Source organism: Acinetobacter sp. 1125_18A (assembly GCF_052824985.1).
On record NZ_VTDG01000021.1, the window covers coordinates 1 to 25,309 of the forward strand.

Consider the following 25,309-nt stretch of genomic DNA (forward strand, 5'->3'; position numbering starts at 1 on the left):
ACAGGCACTTTCCGACACTCAAAAAGGTTTAGATCCTACACTTGGTTTATATGGCCATGTTGTAACAATTCCAGCAGCGTAATTAAGACAGCAGGCACAGGGGCGCATAAGCGTCTTTTTTTGTGCCTGTTTTCGAGTAATTAAAATGAATGAATTCTTTTTAGCGTCTAATCGATCTGTATTTAATGAAGATATTGAAATCAAGCAAATCACTGTAAGAGACTTGGATCAATGGTCGCATTTTGCTGAAATGATTCGTAAAGACTTAAAACAAGATTATTCAAATGAAAATCTTGAATCAATTGTAAAACAACACATTGTAGCAGCCATTATGGTTTGCTCACTTACAACAATTCATGATGAAAAATTTTATGCGAATATCATGAATACCGATGCTGATGTATTTCTTTCAATCTTTGCAGATGTATTGACGATTAATAAAGCCTACTTTGATCAGCAAGATGGGAAAAAATCTACTGAAAAAACAGAAAACACATGGTTTGATTCTTTCCAGTTTTTGATAAGCAAAGGCCATCGTCACAAAGATATTTTAGATTATAGTTTTGGTGCCTTCCTTGAATACTTAAAGGCTGCACAACGTAATGAACGAAATTCATTATTAAGCCTTGGAAGTACAATGCGTGTTTCATATCATGCAGACAATAATGGTTATAAGAAATTTTCAAACGAGATGAAAGGTTCATAAATTTCACATTGCACAACAAACATTCAAAAGATATCCTGTTCACATAATAAGGGGATATTTATGAAAAAAATATTATTAGCACTTGCTCTTTTAAGTTCAGCGAATGCCTTTGCTGTTGATGCTCGTAGCATTAGAACAACCACTGATATTGTTGAATACAATGATTCAGTTGGGACAATGATGTCTAAGCTAGGTCACCCAGATGGAAAATATGAATACTCAGGCAGAGATGCCAGAGGAAAATTAGTGTTTTTTACTGATTTTTATTACAGCATTGATGGTCTCAAGTACACCATCACTGTTTTAGAGGGCAAAATTTATAGAATTCAGTGGGAGCGTTGATAGTGAAATGTCCAAGTTGTAATTCTAATAATACTAAAAAAAAGCAAATAGTTTGGGCTAGCGGTACAAGAACAGGTCAAAAGAGATCAACTGGAGTTGGTATTTCGACAAGAGGTACTATTGGCTTAGGCGTAGGAAAAGGGAGATCTTTTTCCCAATCACATTTAGCAGCAATTTGTTCCCCGCCACAAAAAAGCAAAATACCAATAATTGTTACAGGTATCTTGTTTATATTATTTTGGATACCGACTTTAAAATTTGTTATATCTAGTTTTAATACTGGACATTTGATGAGTGCAGTCATTGGATTACCAATATTGTTATTGATATCCTTTAGTCTATACAAGTTATTTATTTTTTTAGGTGAAAAAAATAAAGAAGAAATAAAGGCATATAGTCGAACATGGGTTTGTTTGAAATGCGGAAATACTTATGAATAAAGCACCTTTTGGTGCTTTATTCATATTGATTAGTTGCTTCTAACTTCTGTTTCTTTCATCTCATGCATTATTACATTCTTTTTAATATCTGTTATTAAGCAAAACCCTTTGAAACAAACACCGGTATTTCGGTAATCTGTTTGTGGATTCTCTTTTAGGACTACTTTAGACATTTTATTAAAAAATTTAAAATCATTAGCTGCTTCGTTCTTAGCTGCCATTCCAACCACAGCAGCTGATTTAAATAGACAAAGTAAACACACTAGTAGGAATATCAAACCTATGTAGTGAACACAAACGGAAAAATAAAAGCTATATGGAGGAACAGATGTAAAAGACTGTTTACGTATATCTTTTTCTGTTAATTTATTCAATCTTATATATCGTTTTGTCCGAGCGACTGCATAAACTAAATATCGAGCAGGAATCTTTAAAAAATTTTTAAAAGAAATTAACCAAGGTGGATTAAAAGTTTGAATTCTAGAAGAAATTCCCAAGTTTGGAGTTAATGAAAACAAAGGTTTCAATAAATATGCTGTAAACATAAGTATACTTATAGTTATTGATAAAGAAGATAAGGTTACATACTTCCATTGCTCTTTATTAACGCTGGTAATAAATGAAATAAGCAATAAAATTATAGTTAACCATATAACATGACTAACATTTTGAGATAGACCCTCAATTATTAGTGTTGAGAGAGGCATATCGAATACTTTCAATTGATAGTCATAAAAATCAGTGTATCCCAGAAAGTACCAATAGCCACTCCAATAAAGGAATGAAGTAAAAATTGTAGTTAAGACTGGCCAGGCAAAGATGACATTGGTTTTCATTTTTTTCCAAATAGATAAGTCAAGGGTAAGGGGATCAATTAACAATTCAAATGGACAATTTAAACTTAAAGATATAGGTCCTTAATGTTTTTAATATTCAAAATTCTTTCATCTGAAACGATAAAGTTTGTTGTGTTGATTCACTAAAATCTAGAAGCGAGAATATTTTAATTACGAAATGAATTATTGTGATATTGATAATACTTTAAAAAAATCAATTATTAAAGTTTATTTTTCAATAAAATATGAATTTTATACTACATCACGATTCATATGAGAGTTGATTTGCTTGATGGTAAATAGATGTACTTTTTATAAGTGTTTGGCTAATCCAACTTAAAAAAAATGAAATTATTAGTACCACTTAATAATTTTTTGAATTGCTTCTAAGCGTTTTTTAGTACTTAAAATTTAATTTAACACACCACCTTTAGGTGGTTTTTTTATGTCTATCTAAAAGTTGAGGAATGTATGGCTTCAGGATCATTAGATTTTCGCTTAAATCTTTTAGCCAATACCGCTGGCTTACAGCAAGGAATGAATGGCGCTAAATTCGCTGTAAATGCCTTAGTTGCTGCAATGGCAGCTGTAGGTGTTGGCTTGAGTGTTCAGGGTTTGGCACAAGCAGCGGACTCATACACAAACCTTTCAGCTCGAATTAATATAGCCACCAAAGATGGTGGTGATTTTAATCAAGCAATGGCAGGTGTACACCAAGTTGCGCTTGCTACAAACTCCAATTTAACCACAACTGCAGATTTATTTACTCGACTAAATGCAGTGGGTAAAGATATGGGGATAACGCAACAACAAGCGTTAGACCTTACAAAAACAGTTACACAAGCAATCAAAATTGGTGGTGGTTCAGCAGAGGCAGCAGATGGAGCAGTTACCCAATTTATTCAAGCTATGCAAGGTGGCGTTCTCCGTGGTGAGGAATTTAACAGTATCATGGAGGGTGGCTATGGTTTAGCCGAAGCTTTGGCAAGAGGTTTAGGCGTTACCACTGGAGAGCTTCGGAAGATGGCTGAAGCTGGTGAGCTTTCTTCAGAGCGTGTGGTAAAAGCCCTGCAAAGCCAATCAGCTTCTGTTCAAGCAACTTATGATAAGTTTCCCACTACAATAAGTAATGCACTTCAAAGAATCTCAACAAGTTGGGAAATTTTAATAGGAAAAATGGATCAGGCAAACGGTGCTTCATCTACAGTTGCGCAATGGCTTGTGCTACTTGCTGATAATATCTCAGATCTTGATTTTGTTTTAAAAGATATTGGAGAAGGTTTTGTTTGGATTGGAGACCAGCTTAAAAAGATTGATCCAGCAACAATTGAGGCATTAAAGACTGCCTTAATGAGTGCATATGATGCACTAAAAAATGTAGCATCTACAATTGGAGAGGCATTTTCTGTAACTGGTGACTTGCTGAACATAATGCTTGTAAGTCTTGCAGGTTTTGATAGTGGTGTTGATACTGTTAATGATAAAACCAATGGTCTTACAAAACTTTTCCAGGCATTGAATGTTGTAATAGGTTTTATTAGTGATGGCTTTACAGGCATTAAAATAGGAATAAATTTACTGGCTGGGGCTGTGTATGATGTTGCGGCAGCCTTCATCTATTGGAAGTCAAAACTATTACTAGGTGATGCTAAGGACCAAGCATTAAAAGAATACGAGGAGCTAAATCAAAAAGCTAAAGAGCATTATTCAACAGCTTCAAGCGATGCCATGGGATATCAATCCAAAGGCATTGAAGCCATTCAAGCGATATCAAAAACACAAAAAGAAAAAGATGCTGATACTGTAGCCTCCTCTAAAGCTAAACTTGATCAGTTGTTAGTAGATCAAAAAGCCGAAGTTAATGGGAAAAAAACCAGCGAAGAAGAAAAAATAGCTGCAGTAAAAGCCTATGCGGAAGCCGCAATCGCAGCCAACAATGGTGTGCTGGATGGCACTATTCAAGCTGAACTTACCTCTAAAGGCTACATGGTCACATTAGATGAAGCAGGCAAAGTAGCTGTTATATCAATGCTTGAAGCAAAAAAAGCCACTGAGGAAAATGCAAAGGCAAATGAGCTTGCAATTGAAAATGCAAAGAAAGCTGAAGCAGATTATCAAGTCTTCTTAAAAACGAGTGCAGTTGAAAAAATTACGCTTGCCAAGCAAATTGAGGATGCAAAAAAATCAGGTGATTTAAATGCTCTATTATCTGCTCAAAACTCAATAGCGGCGATTGATGCCAAAGAAGCAGAATTAAATGCAGCTCGAAATGTGCGTAATGCTCAAGTAGCAACAGGAATTCAATCAACTGCGGATAAAGCGCGTAAATCAGCTACTGCACTTGGTTTGGATCTAGATGTTTCATTAAACAGAGTTTCTGAGGGATTTAAAGCAAATCAAACGAATGTTGTAAATCTTGCAAATGGTGTTGATAAGCTTGGAGCAAAAGGAAAGCAAGCAGGTGATCTCACTTATGAGGCCTGGTTAAAGTGGCTTGAAAAAGCAAAGAGTCAAGCTGAAATAGATCTTGCGAAATCAAAACTTCAAGATTTTGGCTTACAAGGGAAAATTTCGACAAATCAAGTTGAGCAAGGTTTGATTGCTATAAAACTGCAAGCTCAGCAACTTCCTGATGCTATAGATCCAGTTACAGCATCTTTTAAGCGACTTGGCATTGAAACTAAAGAGAATCTAAAAATTGCTGCACAACAAGCAATGATGGATTTTATTAACGTGAGAGATAGTGGCAAGGCAACAGCTGAAGGTGTACAAAAAGCTTATGAAAAAGCTGCTCAAGCTGCCGCATTATCAGGTAATACAAGCGTTATAGCCATGGCTAATGCTGCGGGTGCAGGTCGAAACCTTGAAATCCAAATTGATAGCACAGGAAAGGCAACTGTAGAGGCAACCAATAAAATGGAAACCTCTATGCAACGAGTCAGTAATGCGACTTATGGTGCACAGCAAAGCTTTAGGGACCTAGGTGATGTCGCTCGTGAAGAAGCTCACTCTTCATCTGAAGCTTGGGCTAAGGCGCTCGAAGCTCAAACTGGCAGTATGCATGCAACAACTCAGGGCGAGAAAACACGCTTAGCATTCGATCAAAGTGGTGTTGAGGCAGAGTTAAAAGCAATGGGTTATGACGATAAGAAAGCCGCTGAAATTGCTCGGACTATTCTTGACGGATCTAAGCTAGGCGGTGGATATAGAAATGCATCCACTTCATGGCTTGCTAAGAATGGTTTAGATGTTGTTGGGTCATTTGCTGGCGGTGGTGGTGGTACTTCAAATGCAAACTATGTCCGTGAGCAATTGGAGAAATATACTCAATATGCTGGTAATACATCTGTAACAACAGGGCCTACTTCAACTAGGCGTTTAGAAATAACGAATGGTAAGCAAACTGCATCTTTGACTGGAACATCTAATGATGTAGATGTTATGGAAAATATCTTGAGTGAATTAGAAACTATCAAAAAGAGCACTTAATCATGAAACTAGTACGAAAAAGTACATCTGAAGCCGTCACATTGTCTGACGGCTTTTTATGGTCTGATGAGTTTGATTGGAACCCTATTGAACAAAAACAGGACTATGCCGTTGATGGCGCTTTCATTATTCAAGAGGGCAAAAAAAAGTCTGGTCGGCCAATCTCACTTACTGCTGATAAAAACATGGCATGGATTAAACGTCATATTGTAAGCAAGTTAAAAGATTGGTCGGTCCTGCAAGAAAAATTCGAACTTCAATTTAATTACTTTCATGATAAACGCACTTTTAATGTTGTTTTCAATCATCAAGACAAAGCAATTGAAGCCAAACCAGTGCTTGAGCATCCATCTGTTTCGGATGATGACGAATATAACGTGACATTGCGATTTTTGGAGTTAAGTGATGCCGATTGAAACTAAAGACTTGGTGATTTATGAACCAGAGCGACTAACGGATAATGATGACGGTGGTGGAAAATACAACGGAAAAATCATAGCTGATGGTTTAAGTAATAATCTGTTTGATGATATTTCAGAATTAGACCGAACCATGGGGAATGTGTCACTTCGAAAGATTTTTCCAGCTGTCACAACTGCTGATACAGATAAGCTTATGGGTGCCACAGTATTCGTCTCTGAATTGCCGAAGGATCCAAATGTGTCAGCGCTTCTATTCAGTACAAGAAGTTGGACAGATCAGCGTAAATCAGCTCAGAACCGCATTGAAAACTATTTGGCTAAAGGTGGTCAAATGGCTGGCATCCCACAAGACACACACTATCAAGGCATGAAGATTCTTCAAGCGGTTATGTTTCCGCAAGAGGTTGAATCATCTGTGGGTGATACGATTGTACTTGTATCGAATGAAGGTAAAGCGCTGCAACATGAGCAATATGTACGAATCACTAAGGTTGAAACTCGTATTGCAATCATGATTGTCGATGGTAAACAAGTTGAGTATAAGATTGCCACTTACTCATTGAATGATCCGCTTGATCAAGATTATGTCGGGTTATCAGCAAAACAATGGTATTCAGGTGATAAGAGTCAAACCATTATACGTGACACGCTTGTTGCTGATACAGGCCTGTACTATTCATCCAAAAAACTAAAGACAGATGCACAACTAGGCGAATACACAGTCAATGTGGGCGATGTGTTTACTCAGCTTATTCCATCAGCACAAACTGAATCACCGATAGTTGATGTTAATGCTGCAGGTGAGAGTGTTGTTTTAGTACCTGGTAATTCAGCCGCAATTTCTGCAAATTTTGCTACAACAGTTGGTACAAGTCAGAACCTGTACATTGGTTCCAGTGTAATGCCTTCAAGTGTTTCATTCAGCTTGTTTGGTCAGCAAGTTATAGACCAGGGCGGATTGCTCAAGAATGTGCATGGTACTCAAGTTGGAACGATTGATTATCAGCGCGGTCTAATTCAATGGACAGCATCTGCAGGGACTGGAAGCACAACACTAGCTATTACCTTTACACCTGCTGCAGCGCCTAGCCAATATTTTCAAAGTTATTCCATTCCTGTCACGCAAAATAATCAAAGCACAAACTGGACAGGGGTTTTAGTTCCAATTCCTGCACCGGGTAGCTTATCGATTTCATACATGGCTCAAGGAAAGTTCTATGAGTTAAAAGATGATGGCTCTGGGCAATTAAAAGGTTCAAGCACTTCATTTGGCTCTGGTCGAATTAATTATGAAACTGGATCTTGGACACTGACAGCTGGGGCTTTACCTGATGTAGGTTCGCCAATATTGTTATTGTGGGGAACACCAATAGTCACTTTCATACGTTCTGGATTACCCGTGAATAAAGCAACGTTCTCTTTTCAGTTAGAAAAAGAGGGGATTGCTCCTGGTGTAACTGTAGATTGGTTGCTTGAGGGTGTTGCTAAAAAAGCTGTCAGCAATGCACAAGGAAAGTTTACAGGGGATGCAACAGGTTCAATTAATTACACAACAGGTATTGGTGAAATCATCCCTGTGAAATTGCCACAGAAAAATACTAGTTTTGTTGTGACCTATAACTTTGGACCACAACAAACTCAAAATAGAACAAATATTGAACCAGATGCTGGACAAAAACTTGTATTTACCATTGGTACCGGATCACCGATTCAGCCCAATAGTGTGAGTTTAAATATGCCTGTAAGCACTCCTGATGGCTCGACAGAGTTTGTTCAACTCACTGATACACCCATCAGTGCGAGTATCGGTAACTTAGTCAATGATCAAGGACAAGCGCAAGGCACAATCACTTATGCCTCTGGGCAGTGTGAAGTCACCCCAAAATTAATTAAGCGTGTATTTGAGGTTCTATATACAGCTACTGCTGTGTATGGAACAGCTTAAGTGAGGAAATATGTCATTTTATTCACCACAAACCTCTAGCATTCAAGGGAAAGAAGTTGAGTTTAAGGCTTATTCCACAACCAATGTTCAGGTACGTTATCGTGATACATCAAGTGTGAATTCTTCAACGCAAAATATCATTGCAGAAAAAGTTAAGTTCGACCTGTCATCTGGATACGATGAGCAAATTTTAAATGGATCGGTTCGTTTCAAAATAGGAAATGATACTTTTCTTGATCGCACAGGCACTTTATATCGAAATGTCGATTCAGCGACAAATAGTGGTATTGCATCGGGAGTAATTTATTACGGCAATGGTGTTGTTGAACTCGATACGTGGACGCCGAACATCGACAACACTGTTGTGCTTCAATCATTAACGACGACAACTGATCTGCCACCTGTAAATAAACTTAGCTTCAGAACACCGATCATTCCAATTCGACCACAATCTTTAACTGTTGTGATTTCATCTATGGATTTTGGTCAGATGACTCTAACAGCCGATGAAAACGGGGTGATTGAAACAAGTCGGGCACACGGCAAGATTAATTATGATACTGGTTTTGTAGAAATCTACTTTTACACTAAAACAGAAATCACTGTTGCGAATCGACCTGAAATTGAAGCTAAACCTTGGTATGACCCATTACTTGAGTATGAGGAAGCAACAAAGACGTATTTAAATGTTCCCGTGTGGATTGACGCTTCGTCTGCCCGATATAACGCTGTAGCTTATACCTATATCCCTTTAGATGCTGAGATTTTGGGATTATCAGCAACACGCTTACCACTTGATGGCCGAGTGCCAATTTTCAGAATTGGGGGGATCTGCGTTGTAAGTGCAAGCAAGGATTATGCAATGCCAGATCATGTGGCGGGTAAAGCTTATCAGCTGCCAGACATTCGTATTTCTTGGTGTGAATTGATTGATTCAAAAGGGATTAAAGTTCCATTCGATCAATATGTAGTTGATTATGATTATGGTAAATTTACGCTTTCAGGTGACTTTGCGGTAAATGCGCTTACACCACCTTTTACGGCTCAATATCGTTATCAAGATATGGGCTTGTTACGTGACGTTCAGATCAATGGGCAACTTACATTTACTAAGCAACTTACACATAACTATGATGCAGAAAATACCATTGTAGGCTCTGCTCTGGTTATTGATGAGATGCAGGCACGTTACACTAAAAAGTTTATACAACAAACTTGGAATAATGTTTGGGCAGATGAGGCCTCGGGTGGTGCAATTTCAGCAAATTACAATGATGCGATTTATCCAATCCAAATGATGAATAAAGGTGCGATTCAAGAGCGCTGGGCGATTGTGTTTGTCAGTGGCTCGACTTTCAAATGTGTGGGTGAATATTCGGGTGAAGTGGGTACAGGCAGCACAAATATTGATTTTGCGCCAATCAATCCGATTACTTTGGTCCCATATTTTGTAATTAAAAAAGAGGGTTGGGGTACCGGTTGGGCGAATAGTAATATATTACGCTTTAACTCGATCTCATCAATGTACCCAGTCTGGGCAATACGCACAGTCAAACAATCAGAACCAACAGAGCTTACAGATCAATTCCAAGTGATGTTACGTGGCGATATTGATCGTGTAATTTAAACTTAGTTCAAATATGACCGCTTTAAGCGGTCTTTTTTTATGAGTAAAACAAATGGCTATGAAGCAAACGCAAACCAAAATGTTTGACTTTTCAGATGTAGGATTGGATTTTTGTGCAGGTTCTAAAAACCTATTCCCCGATCGTTTTAAGAAAATGCTTGCTCAAGGGTACAACACGCAGACTGTCTCAAGTGTAGTGGTTACAGGCAATCAAGTGGTTTTAACTTATGGAGTAAATCATGGTTATGTTGCTGACCGGGTGCTTAAGTTAAATGCCCCTAATTTAACTGGCGAATATGTGATTGATAGTGTGACAAGCAACACTGTGACAATAACAATAGACAATGCGCCTACAACCATTTCAGGTGGTTTCACTACATTTGTTGCACCACTTGGCTGGCAACTCATGTATGAGCAATTAAATATCCATGTTTATAAAATGAAACATATTGATGACACTGATCGATATGTCCGTTTATGTTTTCAAGATAATGCTGCACATCGTAATGCTATAGCGATTTGTATTGGAAAAACCTTCGACTTATCAACTGGATTTATTAATGATCCGAATGCATTTCAGTTAACGAAAGAAGTAATGACACCAAGTGCAGCAGCATTACCAAGATGGGATGGTTATGAAGCCAGTAACCAAGCAAATAATTATACATATGCTCAAGGTTATTCAAATTACGGTAAAGCGATGTGTGTAGGTAGCCTATATCATTTTGCTATTTTAGCCTGCTGGGCAACTCCCTATCCTATTGAGATTTACGGAATTCTACCAATTGCTACCTTCAACTATGAAGTATTAAGCTATCCAATTATCATCGCAAGAAAAACTCCATCTGCAACCTCTTCATATGGTGAGAGTAATTACGGGAATTTTTACAGCTATAGTGATAATGGTTATGCAACAGTTGGCAATATACGTGTTGTTTTCGAAAATAAAAACACTATGTTAAATGGATTAACTGAAGGTAGTAATAAAGCCATATCTTCAGTTTTAAGTTCATCAATTGATTCATTCAACACTACAACAGCTATGCCTTTACAATTTTTTGAACGAGCTACTTCTCAACATTTGGGTTTTTGTTATGGCGTGTACATGTGTTTGTATGGGGATGATGCTAGTGCACCACTACTTGGTAAAACAAGCTTACCCCTCATCACGAAAGATATAGATTTTAACTCAAATATTGTTATTTCAAATTCTGGAAGCGGAGGGAGTAGATCAAGAACATCGTTCTTAGCATTTCCTATTGAGGAGATAAAAATTGCTTAAAATTATGAGAATTTTTGCTGGTGGTTATAGTCCTGATTATTCAAAATTAAAAAATCTTGGATACCAAATATTGAAATTACAGATGCCTTTTTTCACGGTTGTTAATAGTGACCAAGGTTTTGGGCAAATTAAAGGAAGCACTAAAAAACTAAATGTGATTTATCCAGGTGTTGAAGTTTGTGTATTTAAGCGAAGTAATAAACAGCTTTTATGGACCACTTTATCTAAGTCCGACGGATCATATGCATTTAGAAACTTAGCTGCGGGGCTTGAATGCTTCGTAACGGCATTTGATCCAAAACGAGAGTATAACGCTGTAATTGCAGATGGAGTAAAAGCGAAATGAGCGCAGTAATACCATCAATTGAAGCTGGGCTTACTCAACTTCAAGCTCTGACAAACTATATTGATCAAGGTAGCGAAAATGCTACCTTTGTTTTTTATAGTAGTGCTAAGCCAACAAACACTACTATAGAAGCTGATGAATCAAAGCGTCTGGTTACAATGACATTGCCCAAGCCATGTTTTAAGAAATTAAATGCTGACAGCATCGAACTACAACAAACTGATGCAGCAATCGTGCTGAGAAACGGTACAGCTATTTTTGCTCGTTTATTTTCAGCTGCAGGCAAAGCGGTTGCTGATTTTGAAGTGGGCACTCATATCACTTTAAACAACCCAACTTTGGTGGCTGGCTCAACCTTAATGTTGAATTCCATTGTCTTAAAACCAACGCTTCAATAAATAAAGGGGTGTAGATGTGCCGAACTATACGCCACCTGATTCACTGCAAGCCAACCTAAATTTTAAAGATGAACTTCAAAGCATTGATGCTCATAATCTTGTATTAAATTTCGGTTTAGACGAGATTCAAGAAGCGTCATTAATTGCTGAAATCTACACAGCATTCAATTCAGAAATTTTCGCTGAGAGCTTCACATTAAACCTACTAGATGCTGAATTGCAGACTGGGTTTTATACTGAAATTGTAGTGCTTCAAGGTCAGTTTAGCCAACTGGCGTGTGAAGTCTCATCAAGTTTTATTGCAATAATTGAAGCCGCTAGAATTGATCAGTTCTGCACAATTGAGGCTGACCTCAATACGAGTTTCATCCCAAACTTAGATGCTCAATTTGATATTAATTTTAATCTGGGTATCTTTGCTGAACTTAATGCAAATTATCAATTCACTAAACAAATTTTAAGAAGCAATAGCTTAAAGTTTTCAAAACCTATTCTTAAGGCGCTCAATAGTGCTTTTTTTTATGACCATGGTATAAGCATTACTCATGAATCAAAGATTAAACATGATCAAGCATCAAGTCTAAGCCATTCTATTAAATTGATCTTTGAAGAATCTACAGGATTGAAATCAGATTCATGCATAGCATGGCAAGACAATCAACGAATCAAAATAACGAAATCTTTGGTTTTTGATGAGTCAAATAAATTACATATTCAAAGGTCTATTGATTGGGTTGAGTTGGTTCGTAAACGTAAGCAGTTTACTTATAGTTTTGAAGTGGCTCAGCACTTTGAAAGGCAATATCAAATCGATTGGGATATGGGATTAGAGCTGGTTACGACTTGTAACTTTGCTTGGGATAAAGCCAAGCCAGTACATTATAGAAAGCACTCTATTACCCCTTGGCCAGAACCTGAAAAACCGCAGTTTGAGGGAGATACAGATTTTAATTTTATTTGTTCTTGCACTGAAATTGATGCCCACAATCTAATATTAAATTTTGGTGTTGATGAATGTATTCCCTCAATTGTTAATAGAAATTGGTGGTATATCGTGAATGAAGTATCGATTATTAATACACGTACAAATGAAGAGATTAAGGTACTTAATGGCTCTTACAGCACCGATCGCAGCCGATGGTGTTGGTCTTACAGCTTGACAGTTACAGAGCCTGAAATGTTGAAGCTCGAAAAGGGAGATATTTTAAAAATCAATGTGAATGGGAATATTCACATGATGATGTATGAAGAATATTCAAAATCTCAAAAGTTTGCTGATACTACATACAACTTAACTGGACGGAGTCAGACAGCACTCCTTGAAAGCAAATACTCACCTGTACGCTCTTATTTGCAAGAAAATGAACGAACTTCAGTACAACTTGCCCAAGCTGAAATAGATCGAGTGAATAGTGAAACAGCATTGGATTGGCAGCTTATTGATGAGCTTGGCTGGATTGTTGAAACTGAAAGCTTGAGCTATACAAATCTTGCGCCAATCGATGCGATTAAGCTTATTGCTGAAGCTGGGGGGGGCTTTTTATATAGTGAAAAATCAAGTAATACAGTTTCAATCAGACCACTTTATAAAAAGACTTTTTGGGATACCTTAAATTTAGATAACTATGATCGAAATTTACCTGAAAGCATTGTGATTCAACATGGTGATAGTTTTGATGAGTTGCTGGATTTTAACGCAATCACTTTAACAAATCCTAGAAACGGCAATGTTGGTCAAATCCGTAGACGTGACACTGCAGGTGATATTTTATTGGAGCCTGTAAGCAATCCATTATTCAATGCTGTAAGCATGGGGGGATTTGGTAAATCTAAACTGGCCAAGTCAGGCAAAGTTGAATCTCATGATTTTGATTTTCCAATTACTCATGAAATCGGGGAATGTATACCAGGTGAAATCTTGGCGTTCAATGGTGAGTGGTGGGGCATAGTTGATGCTGTTAGTGTTTCATATAATTATGCTGTTGTGAGCCAATCAATTAAGGTGGAGCGCACAGTGAATGAGTAATGCACTAAAACGACTAATGGATCTAATGCCAAAAACACCTGAATTTGTGGGTGTAATCACCTCATCAAATCACCCAAATTACAAAGTCTTAGTATCTGATAATTCAGGCTTAGTGATGTGCACCAGTTCAGTTGAATACAAAACTGGTGATCGAGTATTTATCTCGAATAATGAAATCAAAAGATCTGCACCAGAGGGCACTGTGGTTCAGATAGAAGTATGAAATTAACCAAATATGAGCACCCAATCGGATGCTTTTTTATTGCCAAAAAAAGGGGGTTACATGTCTGAAACGCAGGCAGCAATTGAAGCGAGTGCGGTCGCAATCACTCAAAAAGTTACAGTTACAAGTGGCGCTACATCATTCTTCGCATTCTTGGCCAAGGTTGATGTAATCGCTTGGGGCGGTTTATGCGTGGCATTAATAGGCTTATTTATTCAGCTGTACTTTGCGATAGCTAAAAATAGACGTGAAAAAGTAGAGCACGAAATGCGTAAAGCAGAACATCAATTACGAATCTTAAAATTAAAGGACGAATGCAATGTCAAAAACTAAAGTTTGGGCGGTTGGTTTAGCAGCTTCGGCTGCTTTTTTTACGTCTTTAATTGGCTATGAGGGGTACAAGTCAAAGACATACTTAGATAGTGCAAAAGTAGCAACTATCGGTATCGGGTCCACTTCCTATGAAAACGGATCAAAAGTCAAAATGACTGATAAGCCAATCACTAAAGAACGTGCTGTTCAAATTGCCAAAGCTCACATAGCAAAAGACGAAGTAGCTTTTAGAAAGTCACTGCAAGGCGTGAAGCTCACTCAAACAGAATATGATGTGTACTTAGACTTCGTTTACAACTATGGCCAAGCAAATTGGAATGGCTCATCGATGCTTCGTAATCTGAAAGCAGGGCAATACAAACAAGCATGCACATCACTTCTTAAATACAAATACGTTGCAAAGCGTGATTGTAGTATTCGCTCCAATGGTTGTTATGGTGTTTGGACAAGGCAGCAGGACCGATATAGTAAATGTATGGGGGCGCAATGATGCAAGCATTCTTAGCAAAATTTTATGAAACCGTCATTATCGCAATGGCGGTTTTTTTATTGTTGGCCATAACAGGTTTAGGCATTCAATCATGGCGTGTAAATCATTTTAAAAGTGAATACACATTGTTGAATGCAAAATACAAAACAGAAGTTGCAGAAGCTAAGGCATTGGCAGAACAAGCAAAAGCGACTGCAGCACTCAAAGAGAAACAATGGTCAGAACAACAGTTAAAAGCGGAGCAAAACTATAATGCCAAAATTAAGCAAATTGAGTCTGATAGTCGCCTTGCTAATGCCAGTGCTAACAGCTTGTCAAAGCAACTCAAGGTTGCAAACAGTCGCTTGTCCAGTGCTACCAAAGAAACCATCATTGAGTACACCAATACCAATAGTGAGATACTCGAAAACTGCATCACTAGATATCGAACAGTGGCAGAAAAAGCTGATGGACACGCAGCTGATGCAGAAAAATTGATGGAGGCGTGGCCCTCTGAGAGAGGGCTAATTCGCATAACGCCCATTATGTTAAATAGATAGTTATTTAGTGGAAAAATCTAATTTTGAAACTTCGAATAAGAGCTTTTATGTTAAAGAGGAAGGTAAGTTAAAAAGTATATCTGAACCGTATTTTTAATAAAATAATAGGTTTATTAAGTTAATTCAAAAGAAATTTTTTAGTTTTTTAATCTTTATATCCCTAGCTAAGTTATTATCAATTCTCAAAAAATCTATTGTTCTTAAAAATTGAGATTTAGTCCTTATTATGCGAAGCCAAATAAATACTCTACGTTTAGTTTATCCACCAATATCTAATCAGGAAGCAGAGTGGATTAAAGATGATCCTGAAGTCAGAGACTCACTATCTAAAAGCAACCTTTATATGATTTGCCAGCGTCCTGAGGCCTTTTTTACTTTTAATCACTCTTTAGATAATACTGATACCATTGAATTTCTTTTAACATGTGGTGATGCCTGTGATGAAGGGGTATTTAAGTTGAATGAAATATTAGAACCATACCATGACCTAATTGACCAGGAAAAAGTTAAAATTAAAATTGAAATGGGGAAGAAATTGTTAAGAATATGGTCAATTTCATTAGAAAATGGAGAAAGAAAGATTATAAATTGGTTTACAGTTGATAAAACAATCTTTGAAAAATCAAGGGCTAGTAGGTTTATTGACGGTTTAGAAAATTTTCAGAAATTTACCAAATTTAATCTACACTATGTTGGAATATCAAAAGCAGATGACAGTTTAACTAGATTAGTTACTAATGCTCATGAGAAACGAATTCGGATATTGTCTAATGAATCTTCATTGAATGAAGGTTCAAGATTAACTGATGAAATTATTTTATTATTTTTTGGAGTAGACCCACTTCATATTGCTCAAATAGAGTCAATAGAAGAGCTTAATGAATCAACAGAGCCAACGACTTTAGAAACAATATCAATTATTGCTGATGCGGAAAAAGCATTCGTAAGTATTCTTGATTCACACTATAACCATGTGAAGTTCAAGACTTATCCTAAAGGGAGTGATGGATTATATGACAGAGGGTTAACTCGATATATGTATTTGATTGGAGAAAGCTTAACCTTAATAACTGATAAAGAAGAAATTAGAGGTGAATATGGGAGTGATTATGGTTGGGGTGAGAAAACCGATGCGATTTCAATTGAGGGAGATCAAGTTTTTTTATTTAAATTTGATAAAGTAATTGCCGATAAACAATAATCTAAATCTGATACATATGATTTCATTTGCAATAAGTTTTCCTAAAATTAACATAATACAACTTATGCGAAATTTTAGATATTTTCATATCAATAACTGAATTTTACCTTGCCCTAAACTCTTAAAACTTGAGTCAGGGCGGGGCAAAGAAATCACGCTTTGGATCATTGACACTGTTGCTAAATACAAAGAGTGTTGTGCTTTGAATGATGCGAAGAATAAGGCTATTAATTCATGACCATACCTAATTAAAGCTTATTAATTTATTCTGAAAGTTGCAATATCTTATCCCATTCTTCTTTTAAGTAATTTTCAATCGAGCTAGCAATTTTATCTGATAGGAGCTTTAATTTATTACCTTCAAAGTCTTCATTAAAATTTTTCCATGTAACATAAACCTCAATATTAAAAACAATTGGAAAAATTTCATTTAATGTTTTTATGAATTCTTCTATATTTGAGATTATAAGTTTCTCTCCAGCACTCATATCTAATAAATATAATCTTAAATTATAATTATATTTCATGAAGTTTTTAAGTTCCGTTTGAAAATCTGTAATCGCCTTATTACTTAATTCAGCATTAGATGGTTGGAGAAATTTATATGCATTAATGTCTAGCATCATTCTAGGAATTTGATTGCTAATGAGATTTATATTTGAAGCAAACTCTCTGATTTGATTTAAACGCTCACTTCTACTTTTAGCATTCAATTCTTTTTTTTGCATTCTAAACAAATTATCTTGGGATTCTCTCTGAGTGTTAACCAAATTTTTATTAGAATCCTTTACTAATAATACTGTAACCATAGCCGCAATAATCGATACAATCACACTTGCTAAAACAGTAATTCCTAAAGCAGTATAGTCTGTAACTGGATCAACCCTGAGTTGGATTGGATAATCCTTATTAGTGTTTTGCAATACTATTGCTTGCTTTTCAGGAACTTTATTTACAATCTGATATGTGTTGGGTATTTCATTATAGCTTTGAGTTTCTTGATTTATATTGTTCATACAGAGCGCTTCATGAATTTTCAAACTATTTTAAGATTTAATCACCCACAGTCAACAACCCATCCCAACTAAAATAATTCTTAGTCAATTTCCCTCAACTTACATTTCAATTTATAATTTTTAGTTATACTTACCAGAATGTCGTAAAACAATCAAAAATACTTCCAATTCCTTTAAAAGAGTGAAATTAACATGCTTAAAAGAATTATGATTTTTTTAGTCCCAATACTGCTGTTGTTAAATTCAGCTTTAGTGAATGCTTCAATTGGTGGGTGGACTTTATCAAACCCAACCGCTGTTGGTGCATCTATTTTATATGATGGCACTAAAGGGGCAGCTACCTCATCAATCCTAATCTCACCAAATACTTCACAAGTTGCTAAGGTTTTACGTGGTGGATTAGTAGGGTATGCGCTTACATTTGCTGTTGATCAGTTATTGGGTGCGGTGGACTGGGTACTGGACCCTGCAAATAATGCTGTTAAGTATAAAAAAATACCTGATGTTTTAAATTCTGAAAGAAAATATACAACTTCTCAAGATGCTACATATTTTTATTCAGGAGAAGCTGCTTGTAGAAATTCATTAGGAAGTCTTTATGTTTCTTATGAAGAACCAGAAGGATTTGCTTTTAATGGTAGTGTAGGTTGGTGTAATCCTGGTTTACCTTCAAGGCTTAATCTTGTTGCTTATCCTAATTACCCAGCAATTCCTAATCCTGAAAAATATCTCTCCCTCATAACCGCCGCTCAACAAGTCATCGAGAATGCAGAAGGGGATAATCTCGATGCACAATTTGCCGTTCTAGCAGCAGCGTCAAATATTTTATATGAAGATGAACAGGATGATGTTAAAGCGAAGACAATTGCTGATGAGTTGGAAAATAATACTAAATGCCCAAGTGGAATAGTTAGAAATGGTAGTTGCTGGGTTTGCGATAAATTTTTATTTATGCCATACACACGTGCAACAAGAGATTCCAAAACTGCTACAAGAGGAAAGAGCTGTAAAAATGTAACAGACACGACTGTAAAAGCGACTAATGCAACTCTTTTTAGAAATTTAATCAATGCAAGAGTTCAGGAAAATGCTTGCTGGTCACCTCCTGAACCAAACCATGCTATTGCTTTGACTGATGCTCAAAATGCCTTGAGTCTATGTGAAAATTAATTATGAATGCAGATATTAAAGATCTACTTGAGAAAGTTTTTCCTCCTTTTGAATTGGGTGAAAACCGCTCATTGTTAGAATGTGATTTTTACGATACACACCATTGTTATTTTGACCAAATTGATGATGATTATCCTTCTGCTGTACAAGTGTCTGCGGAAGGGTTGTTGCTTGAATTTGGCTTTGACTGGCCAGAGTTTTACTTACAAGCTGGACTCGAAGCAGCTCTCTTACGAAGTAGACCACATGAACGGATCAGAACTTGGATAGATGTGAGTTATGAGTATTTATATTATTTTGGACAGAATTGTAGTTTTTTAAGTTCAGAAGGGTTTAAATTCTATTTACCTGCTGCGATATATCACTTCTTAACAACTGATCAAAACAAGGCTTTTATGGATAGTTTTTGTGTCAGGTTGAATACGCGATGGGTTGAAGATAATCATGTTTTTAGTGATGCTCAAAAAGAATTTATTATCAAATTTAAAAGGGAACATTGTTGATACTCACAATCTGAGTATTAGTATCCAATCTTATGTAGATAACCACACAAAGATATAGTCAATAGGGTTATGGTCATTTTGACAATACCCCTTTATTTTAAAAGATATTCCTTGTTTGATTCAAAATTAATAATATTAAGTCAAAAAACAACATTAATAAAATTTACTTAACTTTAATCATCCCATTCTTCGTAAAATAATTCTTAGACAACATATCTCGACTCATTGACCATTTTCGATCCTTGAAATAACAGGGACCTACTGAAATCTTGGCTTTACCGAATTTACTTTGAATATCTTCATATGCCTGCATCAAGTTTTCATTCCCAATTCTAGTTTGATGATCTGAAAGCAAGTCAGGGATATGATTTGATTTCAGTATTAACTCTGAATAAAACACACCGCATTTCTTATATTTGATGTCTGGTTTATAAATTCTTTCCAATAGTAAGTAAGCAACTTCAACCAAATCTAAAACGCAATCAGTTGGCTCAGCGAACTTATAAGTTTGTGCTTTACTGTAATACGGCATAGATTGATCAAAAGGGTTTGACTGGACAAAAGCCGTGATCACACCACACAATAGCTTTTCTTTCCTTAATCGACCTACCGCGTCCTGCACATATTTCGACATTGCTTCTTTCAAGTCCTGCAGCTCAGTGATCTTCACGCCAAAAGAACGACTGGCTACTATTTGCTGCTTTGGTTTGGGTTGATCATCAATCGGCATGCATGAAATGCCTTGCAGTTCTAAAACTGTTCTTTGCATACAGACAGTGAACATTTTCCCTATTATGGGGGGATTCGCTTTTGATAAATCTAAAACAGTTTTAATCCCCATATCATTGAGTTTCTTGTTCTGCTTTCTGCCCACGCCCCAAACTTCACCGACCTCAACCAATGACCAAAAATAATCACGATGTCTCGGGTCCATATTTGCTAAATCACAGACTCCATTAAACCGCTTTCCTTTTTTAGCCATATTGTTGCCGATTTTAGCCTCGGTTTTACTACGGCCTATTCCAATCGATACGGGGAGTCCAATCCACTCTTGAATGCGATCCCGCATATTTTGGCAATACTCCACAAGATCATAGTTATTCTTAAAGCTTGTCAGATCTAGAAAGCATTCGTCAATTGAATAAATTTCTTGTTCATGTGGTGCAACATACCCGGCTAAGATTGAGTGAAATCGACGCGACATTTCCGCATATATCGCATAGTTGCTAGAAAGTACTTGAACATTATTTTTTTGGACTACATCCTTTATCTGAAATAGCGGAACACCCATTTTAATCCCCATTTGTTTAGCTTCATTGCTACGAGCAACTGCACAACCATCATTGTTTGAGAGTACGATGACTGGAACATTATTCAACTTGGGATTAAAAAACCGTTCACACGAGACATAGCAATTATTGATATCAATAAGTGCAAATATCTTTTCTTCATGTTTCATTTAAAGTTCTTAATAACTTTAGTGACAACGCCCCAGATTACTAATTCTTGTTCATTTCTGGGTAAGATAGGTTTGTATTCGCTGTTTTCAGGCTTAAGCCAAACTGCTGGCAGATTTCTAAGTTCATTTTCATTATGAAAAATATCAAACAATTCTTGATGAGACATTCTTTGTGTAATCATCATTCTTTTTACTGTGAAATCATTGTCAATGAATGCGATAACAATGTCTTGATGCTGTGAGCGTATGCTTCTATCAACGATCAAATAATCATTTATATCGATCCCGATATCTTTCATCGAAAGCGATTCAACTTGAACAATGAATGTCGCTTCTTTATTAGAAATAAGAAGGTCATTCATGTCGACAGTTTTATCTATATAATCTTCGGCTGGGGATGGGAAACCTGCAGCAATCTTGTTTAAAACTAAGGGGATTGAGGCTTTAGTTATTGCTTGAAATGACAAGATTTTAGAGATGTCAGAAATTTGACGAGACTTTGAGGAATATTTTTTTATATCAATTACTTTAGAACCGTTCAAGTGATCTAGATTTGCATCTTTAAGCTTTTGAAGTTTAGCTTTTGTTGAGCTGTCATCTAATTTAATATCCATAAAAACACCACTTGATTACGTTACATATTCAAGAGTTTAGTTTGTATGTTTTAAAATTTCAAATTTAAAAGCTGTGGATAATCATAGCTGATCTAAAATAGATCACTTTGTTTGGCTACTTCAGATGAATTGTCACGCGGAAAAGTGACAAACTCATCACGCATTTCAAAGAAGTATTCATGTGCATTTTCTTTATCAACATTCAGCCAATCTTTTCTATATTCTTCTGGAATTACAATAATCGATCTTTTTTCATCGTCAGGTGCGTGAAATTGCTTCATGAAAGGGTGGTTGTCAGAATTGATTGTGAGCATTGAAAATGATCTGACTTTAGAGTCTTTAATCACTGCATCATCATAAATCGCTGCTACTGTGAAAGGCTGATCATCTTTTCGCTTGATCGTGTACCAGTGAGCTTTCCCATCAATATATTTAGGCTCATAGAACTCTTGCACTGGTACAAGGCAAAATTTGCTGTATTTCCATGCATGACGAAAGCTAGGTTTCTCAGCTACAGTTTCAGTTCTTGCATTATATGTATGAGAGCTAAATTTGAAGTCTTTCGCCCAGCTTGGTAAAAGACCGAATTTTCCAATATCTAAATCAAACCCCCGCATAATAATAGGCGCATGATAACCAGGATAAACGTGTAGTTTTAAATCTAAGCTCAACTGATCTTCGTGGACATCAAGCAAGGAGAGGGATTCTCTGCTGGGAATTTCATAGTTTGAGCACATTTCTTATTCTCGACATGCAAAACCTAATACTGATTATAAAACTATAACCATTGTATCTGTAGAAAGGTGAACTAATTTGTACAGTATGTTGGTGGAAATAAAGCAAATTTATCATATAATACGCCTAAAAAAATAGAATTTTAGCAATCAATTTTCTAAACATAATTTCTATCTTTATTTTTCAAGTATATTAATTAAAGATTCACCTTTTAAAACCAAATATTCGTTCTTATTGTTTTGATTTTCTATTCTAAAAAAAACATACTTGCCGTTATAATACTCTATATTTAAATTCACATCAGTTTTTAATTGGTTTTTTAATTTTATTGTTAGTATTTTTTCATTCATTGGTAAGTTTAGTTTATTAATGTGGGAGTAAAATAAATTAATTTTAGTTAATATAATAAATAGTATGCCAAATGTAAGAAATGTAAAGATTAAGAATGGTATAGTTTTTTCTGGTAGATTTTGTAATTTTTCTATAGCTTTATTAAATTCTTCTCTTGGGATATCAGATACTTTTTGATAATTTCTAAAAATATAGATGAGTGTTAAAGTAAAAAAAATATCAAATATGCATTTTAAAATAAAAAATTCTATTACAGTTTTAAAGACTAGGTAACCAATTGTAATGCTTTCAATTTCAAAATAACTAACAAAAGATAAATAACTTACCATTATCAATGAGAATAATAAAAAAGCAAATGTAGAACTTAAATTAGAAATGATATTTTTTAGATTCCAACCTAAAGTTATTTTTTTTAAATTATTTTCATTAATGGATTTTCTAAATATAAAATATATTATCCAAGCGAGAATGGTTAAAAATAAAATTAATAATCCATCAGGAACAACTTGCTCAACGGCAAAAAAACGGACAAAAGAGGGATCTAAATTGAAAAGTTTAATAATTTGTAAAACTCCACCCAAAAGGGCTGGTAAAAATATAATTAAGCTCCAATTTTCTTTATAAAAGTCGAGGCTTTTCCATACTGGAATTTTTTTACTTGTATTAATACTAAACATCTTAACTCACCTTAGGAAATTATATTATAAATTTAGTAATCTCATATTAATAAACTGAAAATACTATTAATCAGATGTGGTTTATATTATCTAAGTGTATGAATATATACAATTTAAAAATATATTCAATGTGTGCTCATTTTCTTAATTGCCAGTTATCCACAATATCTGCCCAATCTTGCAGCATATTTCTTCGTTCTTCTAAATATCTTGCATGATTATATGAGGCTCTAGTTTTATTATCGTCAGCATGTGCTAGTTGCTTTTCAATCCAATCCTCATCATAACCTTTTTCATTCAGTAGTGTTGATGCTGTTGCCCTGAAATCATGTGCAGTTACTTCACCAAGCCCAATATATTCAAGCATTCTATTTAATGTCGTTGAGGCAATCATCCCAGTTTTATAAACTGAAGAAAAAACATATTCTTGGTTGCCAGTTACGACATATTGATCTTTCAAGATTTTAAAAATTTGATCAGACATTGGAACAATGTGAATTCTATTTTTTTTGGTTGTGCGTGTTTGTCCGGTACGTTTTGAAGCAATTGGGAATGTAATAGTTCTTGCTTCAAAGTCTACAAAATCCCACTGCATGCGCCTTATTTCAATTGTTCTTAACATAGAGTACAACATCGTCAGTCCTGCATTTTTTACGGTTGTAGATCCTCTATAGCTCTCCAATTTACTTCTTAAATTTTTAGCTTCTTCTTTCGTCAATGGTCGGGCATGTTCTACATCTGGTCGTTGGACTGCACCCACGACCGCAAGGGTAGGGTCGTACTCTGCGCGTAAACTAGTAATTGCATAACGCATAACAGCGCCTATAAATTTCCGATTTTGAATTGCAGTCACTTCACCTGAACCGAAGTTTTTTTGTTTTTTAATACGCTTAATCGTATTTTTCATGATTGTCAGAATATCAGCAGATGAAACTTCTTTAATGTCTTTGTGACCAATTACGTTGTAGACATCTTTTTTCATAGATGTGTCAAATTGATTTACATATCGTTCAGACTTTGATTTTAGATATTCGTTTTTATATTCTTCAGCAATATCTTTAAACGTATTCGCCACAACTTCAACTTGAGTGTTAGCTTTTTTTTCTTGAGCTGGATTTTTTCCACTTATTAAAAGTGCTTTAGCTTCGTCTCTTTTTTTTCTAGCTTCTGCAAGTTGAACCATTGGATATTCACCAACACCAACCATTGTAGTTTTTTTCTGCCATTGATAACGATAACGCCAATACTTTCGTCCATTTGGACGAACTTCAATATAAAGACCTAATGAATCTATAACTCTATAAATTTTGTCAGTCGGTTTTAGTGATTTTATTTTTGTATCGCTTAACATTGAGTACACTTTGGGAAAAATTTAGGTGTACTCAATAATGTACTCAATGTGATTTGTTTTGTATAGTTTTAAAAGGTTTTTTATAATTTGCTATCATCTTGATTTTTATTATTTTGATTAATTTAAAATTTGTTATAGTTTGCTGTAATTTTGCCAATGTCAATTTTCGATCATTAGAAGCATATTGATACTAACCTATAGAAATTTATCAATTTATTTTGTTTAGTGGTTTTGGATCCCCGTTAGGTTACCCGTTTTGAAAAAAGTACCTAGTTACAGCACAAAATAAAAAAAGCCTGCTAGGTGCAGGCTATGATATCAGATTCTTGTTTAAATTCTTCCACTTTTTGCTTTACATAGGACTCATACTAGAACACATCTTTTTCGGAAATTCGATTCGGTTGTTTGATATTTCCTTTCTTAATTTCAGAGTAAAACTTTTTCTGATCATATCCGCCCAGTCTTCAAGATATTGACCATACATTTTTTTCAAGTGATTTGCAGTTAGTTCGGTTAAGAATTATTGGCTTTTGCATTGCTTAGACAAGCTACAGCATATCGGGTGTACTTAATTGCTGCAGATCAAATGGGGGGCAGATTAACTCTAATATTAATAAGCAACGGCAGTTGACTTTAGATGTTGAATCTTACAAATGGCAAACTGCGAAGGATGATTAAATTAAGCAAGTCTTGATTTAATATCAAATTGCTTTATAAACAGATTTTCATATTTTGGGTTAGGGAGGCTATTGATTGGATGAAATATATATTTTTCTTAGCAATAATAG

The 25,309-nt window shown here is 35.6% G+C and carries 25 protein-coding genes; 18 read left to right on the forward strand and 7 right to left on the reverse strand.

Annotated elements, in window-relative coordinates; translation table 11 throughout:
• Positions 1-145 precede the first annotated feature (145 nt).
• The 3 genes from FY049_RS20750 to FY049_RS20760 are packed head-to-tail and all read left to right on the forward strand — an operon-like array spanning position 146 to position 1,488.
• The gene (locus FY049_RS20750; RefSeq protein ID WP_446084273.1) at positions 146-706 is read left to right on the forward strand and encodes a hypothetical protein; all 561 of its coding nucleotides are present in this window, start codon (positions 146-148) and stop codon (positions 704-706) included.
• A gap of 60 nt (positions 707-766) precedes the next feature.
• Positions 767-1,048, forward strand: coding sequence for a hypothetical protein (locus FY049_RS20755; RefSeq protein ID WP_446084274.1), 282 nt, complete (start codon positions 767-769; stop codon positions 1,046-1,048).
• 2 nt (positions 1,049-1,050) lie between these two features.
• Positions 1,051-1,488, forward strand: coding sequence for a hypothetical protein (locus FY049_RS20760; RefSeq protein ID WP_446084275.1), 438 nt, complete (start codon positions 1,051-1,053; stop codon positions 1,486-1,488).
• Between the two features lie 29 nt (positions 1,489-1,517).
• Here FY049_RS20760 and FY049_RS20765 read toward each other — a convergent pair whose 3' ends face one another.
• Positions 1,518-2,324, reverse strand: a complete 807-nt coding sequence (locus FY049_RS20765; protein ID WP_446084276.1) for a hypothetical protein — start codon at positions 2,322-2,324, stop codon at positions 1,518-1,520.
• A 471-nt stretch (positions 2,325-2,795) separates the two neighbouring features.
• Here FY049_RS20765 and FY049_RS20770 point away from each other — a divergent pair, with 471 nt between their 5' ends.
• The 13 genes from FY049_RS20770 (at position 2,796) to FY049_RS20830 (ending at position 16,645) form a co-directional block, all read left to right on the forward strand.
• Positions 2,796-5,813, forward strand: a complete 3,018-nt coding sequence (locus tag FY049_RS20770) for a tape measure protein (protein ID WP_446084277.1) — start codon at positions 2,796-2,798, stop codon at positions 5,811-5,813.
• Positions 5,814-5,815: 2 nt separating this feature from the next.
• Entirely contained in the window at positions 5,816-6,229 is a 414-nt protein-coding gene (locus FY049_RS20775; protein WP_446084278.1) for a hypothetical protein, read from the forward strand.
• Positions 6,219-8,180 carry a hypothetical protein gene (locus tag FY049_RS20780; RefSeq protein ID WP_446084279.1) on the forward strand — a complete coding sequence of 654 codons (1,962 nt, stop codon included), beginning with the start codon at positions 6,219-6,221 and terminating at the stop codon, positions 8,178-8,180. Before FY049_RS20775 ends, FY049_RS20780 begins: the two co-directional genes overlap by 11 nt.
• Before the next feature lie 10 nt (positions 8,181-8,190).
• Entirely contained in the window at positions 8,191-9,807 is a 1,617-nt protein-coding gene (locus FY049_RS20785; RefSeq protein WP_446084280.1) for a hypothetical protein, read from the forward strand.
• Between the two features lie 52 nt (positions 9,808-9,859).
• Positions 9,860-11,089, forward strand: a complete 1,230-nt coding sequence (locus FY049_RS20790) for a hypothetical protein (protein ID WP_446084281.1) — start codon at positions 9,860-9,862, stop codon at positions 11,087-11,089.
• Positions 11,082-11,435 carry a carboxypeptidase regulatory-like domain-containing protein gene (locus tag FY049_RS20795; protein WP_446084282.1) on the forward strand — a complete coding sequence of 118 codons (354 nt, stop codon included), beginning with the start codon at positions 11,082-11,084 and terminating at the stop codon, positions 11,433-11,435. The genes FY049_RS20790 and FY049_RS20795 overlap by 8 nt, the downstream gene beginning before the upstream one ends.
• Positions 11,432-11,833: a hypothetical protein gene (locus FY049_RS20800; protein ID WP_446084283.1), complete on the forward strand. Its 402-nt coding sequence runs from the start codon at positions 11,432-11,434 to the stop codon at positions 11,831-11,833. The genes FY049_RS20795 and FY049_RS20800 overlap by 4 nt, the downstream gene beginning before the upstream one ends.
• Positions 11,834-11,849: 16 nt before the next feature.
• Positions 11,850-13,859, forward strand: coding sequence for a hypothetical protein (locus tag FY049_RS20805; RefSeq protein WP_446084284.1), 2,010 nt, complete (start codon positions 11,850-11,852; stop codon positions 13,857-13,859).
• Complete coding sequence (locus FY049_RS20810) at positions 13,852-14,082, forward strand: hypothetical protein (protein ID WP_224963669.1); 231 nt, start codon at positions 13,852-13,854, stop codon at positions 14,080-14,082. Before FY049_RS20805 ends, FY049_RS20810 begins: the two co-directional genes overlap by 8 nt.
• A 60-nt stretch (positions 14,083-14,142) precedes the next feature.
• Positions 14,143-14,415: a holin gene (locus tag FY049_RS20815; protein WP_004823278.1), complete on the forward strand. Its 273-nt coding sequence runs from the start codon at positions 14,143-14,145 to the stop codon at positions 14,413-14,415.
• Positions 14,402-14,905: a lysozyme gene (locus FY049_RS20820; protein WP_446084285.1), complete on the forward strand. Its 504-nt coding sequence runs from the start codon at positions 14,402-14,404 to the stop codon at positions 14,903-14,905. Before FY049_RS20815 ends, FY049_RS20820 begins: the two co-directional genes overlap by 14 nt.
• A complete protein-coding gene (locus tag FY049_RS20825) occupies positions 14,902-15,444 on the forward strand; it encodes a hypothetical protein (RefSeq protein ID WP_446084286.1) in 543 nt (180 codons plus the stop codon). Before FY049_RS20820 ends, FY049_RS20825 begins: the two co-directional genes overlap by 4 nt.
• A gap of 226 nt (positions 15,445-15,670) precedes the next feature.
• Positions 15,671-16,645, forward strand: coding sequence for a hypothetical protein (locus tag FY049_RS20830; RefSeq protein WP_446084287.1), 975 nt, complete (start codon positions 15,671-15,673; stop codon positions 16,643-16,645).
• Positions 16,646-16,908: 263 nt separating this feature from the next.
• Here FY049_RS20830 and FY049_RS20835 read toward each other — a convergent pair whose 3' ends face one another.
• Complete coding sequence (locus FY049_RS20835) at positions 16,909-17,661, reverse strand: hypothetical protein (RefSeq protein ID WP_446084288.1); 753 nt, start codon at positions 17,659-17,661, stop codon at positions 16,909-16,911.
• A 192-nt stretch (positions 17,662-17,853) separates the two neighbouring features.
• On the opposite strand from FY049_RS20835, the gene FY049_RS20840 reads away from it, so the two are divergent.
• Both FY049_RS20840 and FY049_RS20845 read left to right on the forward strand, forming a co-directional pair.
• Positions 17,854-18,831 (forward strand): hypothetical protein, encoded by a 978-nt coding sequence (locus FY049_RS20840; protein ID WP_446084289.1) that lies wholly within the window; start codon positions 17,854-17,856, stop codon positions 18,829-18,831.
• Positions 18,832-18,833: 2 nt separating this feature from the next.
• Positions 18,834-19,334 (forward strand): hypothetical protein, encoded by a 501-nt coding sequence (locus FY049_RS20845; protein ID WP_446084290.1) that lies wholly within the window; start codon positions 18,834-18,836, stop codon positions 19,332-19,334.
• 163 nt (positions 19,335-19,497) lie between these two features.
• Here FY049_RS20845 and FY049_RS20850 read toward each other — a convergent pair whose 3' ends face one another.
• From FY049_RS20850 to FY049_RS20870, 5 genes are all read right to left on the reverse strand, one after another.
• On the reverse strand, positions 19,498-20,793 hold the full coding sequence (locus FY049_RS20850) for a Y-family DNA polymerase (RefSeq protein ID WP_446084291.1): 1,296 nt from the start codon (positions 20,791-20,793) through the stop codon (positions 19,498-19,500).
• Positions 20,790-21,407, reverse strand: a complete 618-nt coding sequence (locus tag FY049_RS20855) for a LexA family protein (protein ID WP_446084292.1) — start codon at positions 21,405-21,407, stop codon at positions 20,790-20,792. The genes FY049_RS20850 and FY049_RS20855 overlap by 4 nt, the downstream gene beginning before the upstream one ends.
• Before the next feature lie 92 nt (positions 21,408-21,499).
• Positions 21,500-22,144: an SOS response-associated peptidase gene (locus FY049_RS20860; protein ID WP_446084293.1), complete on the reverse strand. Its 645-nt coding sequence runs from the start codon at positions 22,142-22,144 to the stop codon at positions 21,500-21,502.
• A 174-nt stretch (positions 22,145-22,318) separates the two neighbouring features.
• On the reverse strand, positions 22,319-23,170 hold the full coding sequence (locus tag FY049_RS20865) for a hypothetical protein (protein WP_446084294.1): 852 nt from the start codon (positions 23,168-23,170) through the stop codon (positions 22,319-22,321).
• Between the two features lie 136 nt (positions 23,171-23,306).
• On the reverse strand, positions 23,307-24,521 hold the full coding sequence (locus FY049_RS20870; RefSeq protein WP_434279339.1) for a tyrosine-type recombinase/integrase: 1,215 nt from the start codon (positions 24,519-24,521) through the stop codon (positions 23,307-23,309).
• Positions 24,522-25,309: the final 788 nt, after the last annotated feature.

Excerpts from the sequence above, each read along its gene's own strand:
- FY049_RS20750 (WP_446084273.1), top strand. The coding sequence starts at position 146 with ATGAATGAATTCTTTTTAGCGTCTAATCGATCTGTATTTAATGAAGAT.
- FY049_RS20755 (WP_446084274.1), top strand. The coding sequence starts at position 767 with ATGAAAAAAATATTATTAGCACTTGCTCTTTTAAGTTCAGCGAATGCC.
- FY049_RS20765 (WP_446084276.1), bottom strand. The coding sequence starts at position 2,324 with ATGAAAACCAATGTCATCTTTGCCTGGCCAGTCTTAACTACAATTTTT.
- FY049_RS20770 (WP_446084277.1), top strand. The coding sequence starts at position 2,796 with ATGGCTTCAGGATCATTAGATTTTCGCTTAAATCTTTTAGCCAATACC.
- FY049_RS20775 (WP_446084278.1), top strand. The coding sequence starts at position 5,816 with ATGAAACTAGTACGAAAAAGTACATCTGAAGCCGTCACATTGTCTGAC.
- FY049_RS20780 (WP_446084279.1), top strand. The coding sequence starts at position 6,219 with ATGCCGATTGAAACTAAAGACTTGGTGATTTATGAACCAGAGCGACTA.
- FY049_RS20785 (WP_446084280.1), top strand. The coding sequence starts at position 8,191 with ATGTCATTTTATTCACCACAAACCTCTAGCATTCAAGGGAAAGAAGTT.
- FY049_RS20790 (WP_446084281.1), top strand. The coding sequence starts at position 9,860 with ATGGCTATGAAGCAAACGCAAACCAAAATGTTTGACTTTTCAGATGTA.
- FY049_RS20800 (WP_446084283.1), top strand. The coding sequence starts at position 11,432 with ATGAGCGCAGTAATACCATCAATTGAAGCTGGGCTTACTCAACTTCAA.
- FY049_RS20810 (WP_224963669.1), top strand. The coding sequence starts at position 13,852 with ATGAGTAATGCACTAAAACGACTAATGGATCTAATGCCAAAAACACCT.
- FY049_RS20815 (WP_004823278.1), top strand. The coding sequence starts at position 14,143 with ATGTCTGAAACGCAGGCAGCAATTGAAGCGAGTGCGGTCGCAATCACT.
- FY049_RS20820 (WP_446084285.1), top strand. The coding sequence starts at position 14,402 with ATGTCAAAAACTAAAGTTTGGGCGGTTGGTTTAGCAGCTTCGGCTGCT.
- FY049_RS20825 (WP_446084286.1), top strand. The coding sequence starts at position 14,902 with ATGATGCAAGCATTCTTAGCAAAATTTTATGAAACCGTCATTATCGCA.
- FY049_RS20830 (WP_446084287.1), top strand. The coding sequence starts at position 15,671 with ATGCGAAGCCAAATAAATACTCTACGTTTAGTTTATCCACCAATATCT.
- FY049_RS20835 (WP_446084288.1), bottom strand. The coding sequence starts at position 17,661 with ATGAACAATATAAATCAAGAAACTCAAAGCTATAATGAAATACCCAAC.
- FY049_RS20840 (WP_446084289.1), top strand. The coding sequence starts at position 17,854 with ATGCTTAAAAGAATTATGATTTTTTTAGTCCCAATACTGCTGTTGTTA.
- FY049_RS20845 (WP_446084290.1), top strand. The coding sequence starts at position 18,834 with ATGAATGCAGATATTAAAGATCTACTTGAGAAAGTTTTTCCTCCTTTT.
- FY049_RS20850 (WP_446084291.1), bottom strand. The coding sequence starts at position 20,793 with ATGAAACATGAAGAAAAGATATTTGCACTTATTGATATCAATAATTGC.
- FY049_RS20855 (WP_446084292.1), bottom strand. The coding sequence starts at position 21,407 with ATGGATATTAAATTAGATGACAGCTCAACAAAAGCTAAACTTCAAAAG.
- FY049_RS20860 (WP_446084293.1), bottom strand. The coding sequence starts at position 22,144 with ATGTGCTCAAACTATGAAATTCCCAGCAGAGAATCCCTCTCCTTGCTT.
- FY049_RS20865 (WP_446084294.1), bottom strand. The coding sequence starts at position 23,170 with ATGTTTAGTATTAATACAAGTAAAAAAATTCCAGTATGGAAAAGCCTC.
- FY049_RS20870 (WP_434279339.1), bottom strand. The coding sequence starts at position 24,521 with ATGTTAAGCGATACAAAAATAAAATCACTAAAACCGACTGACAAAATT.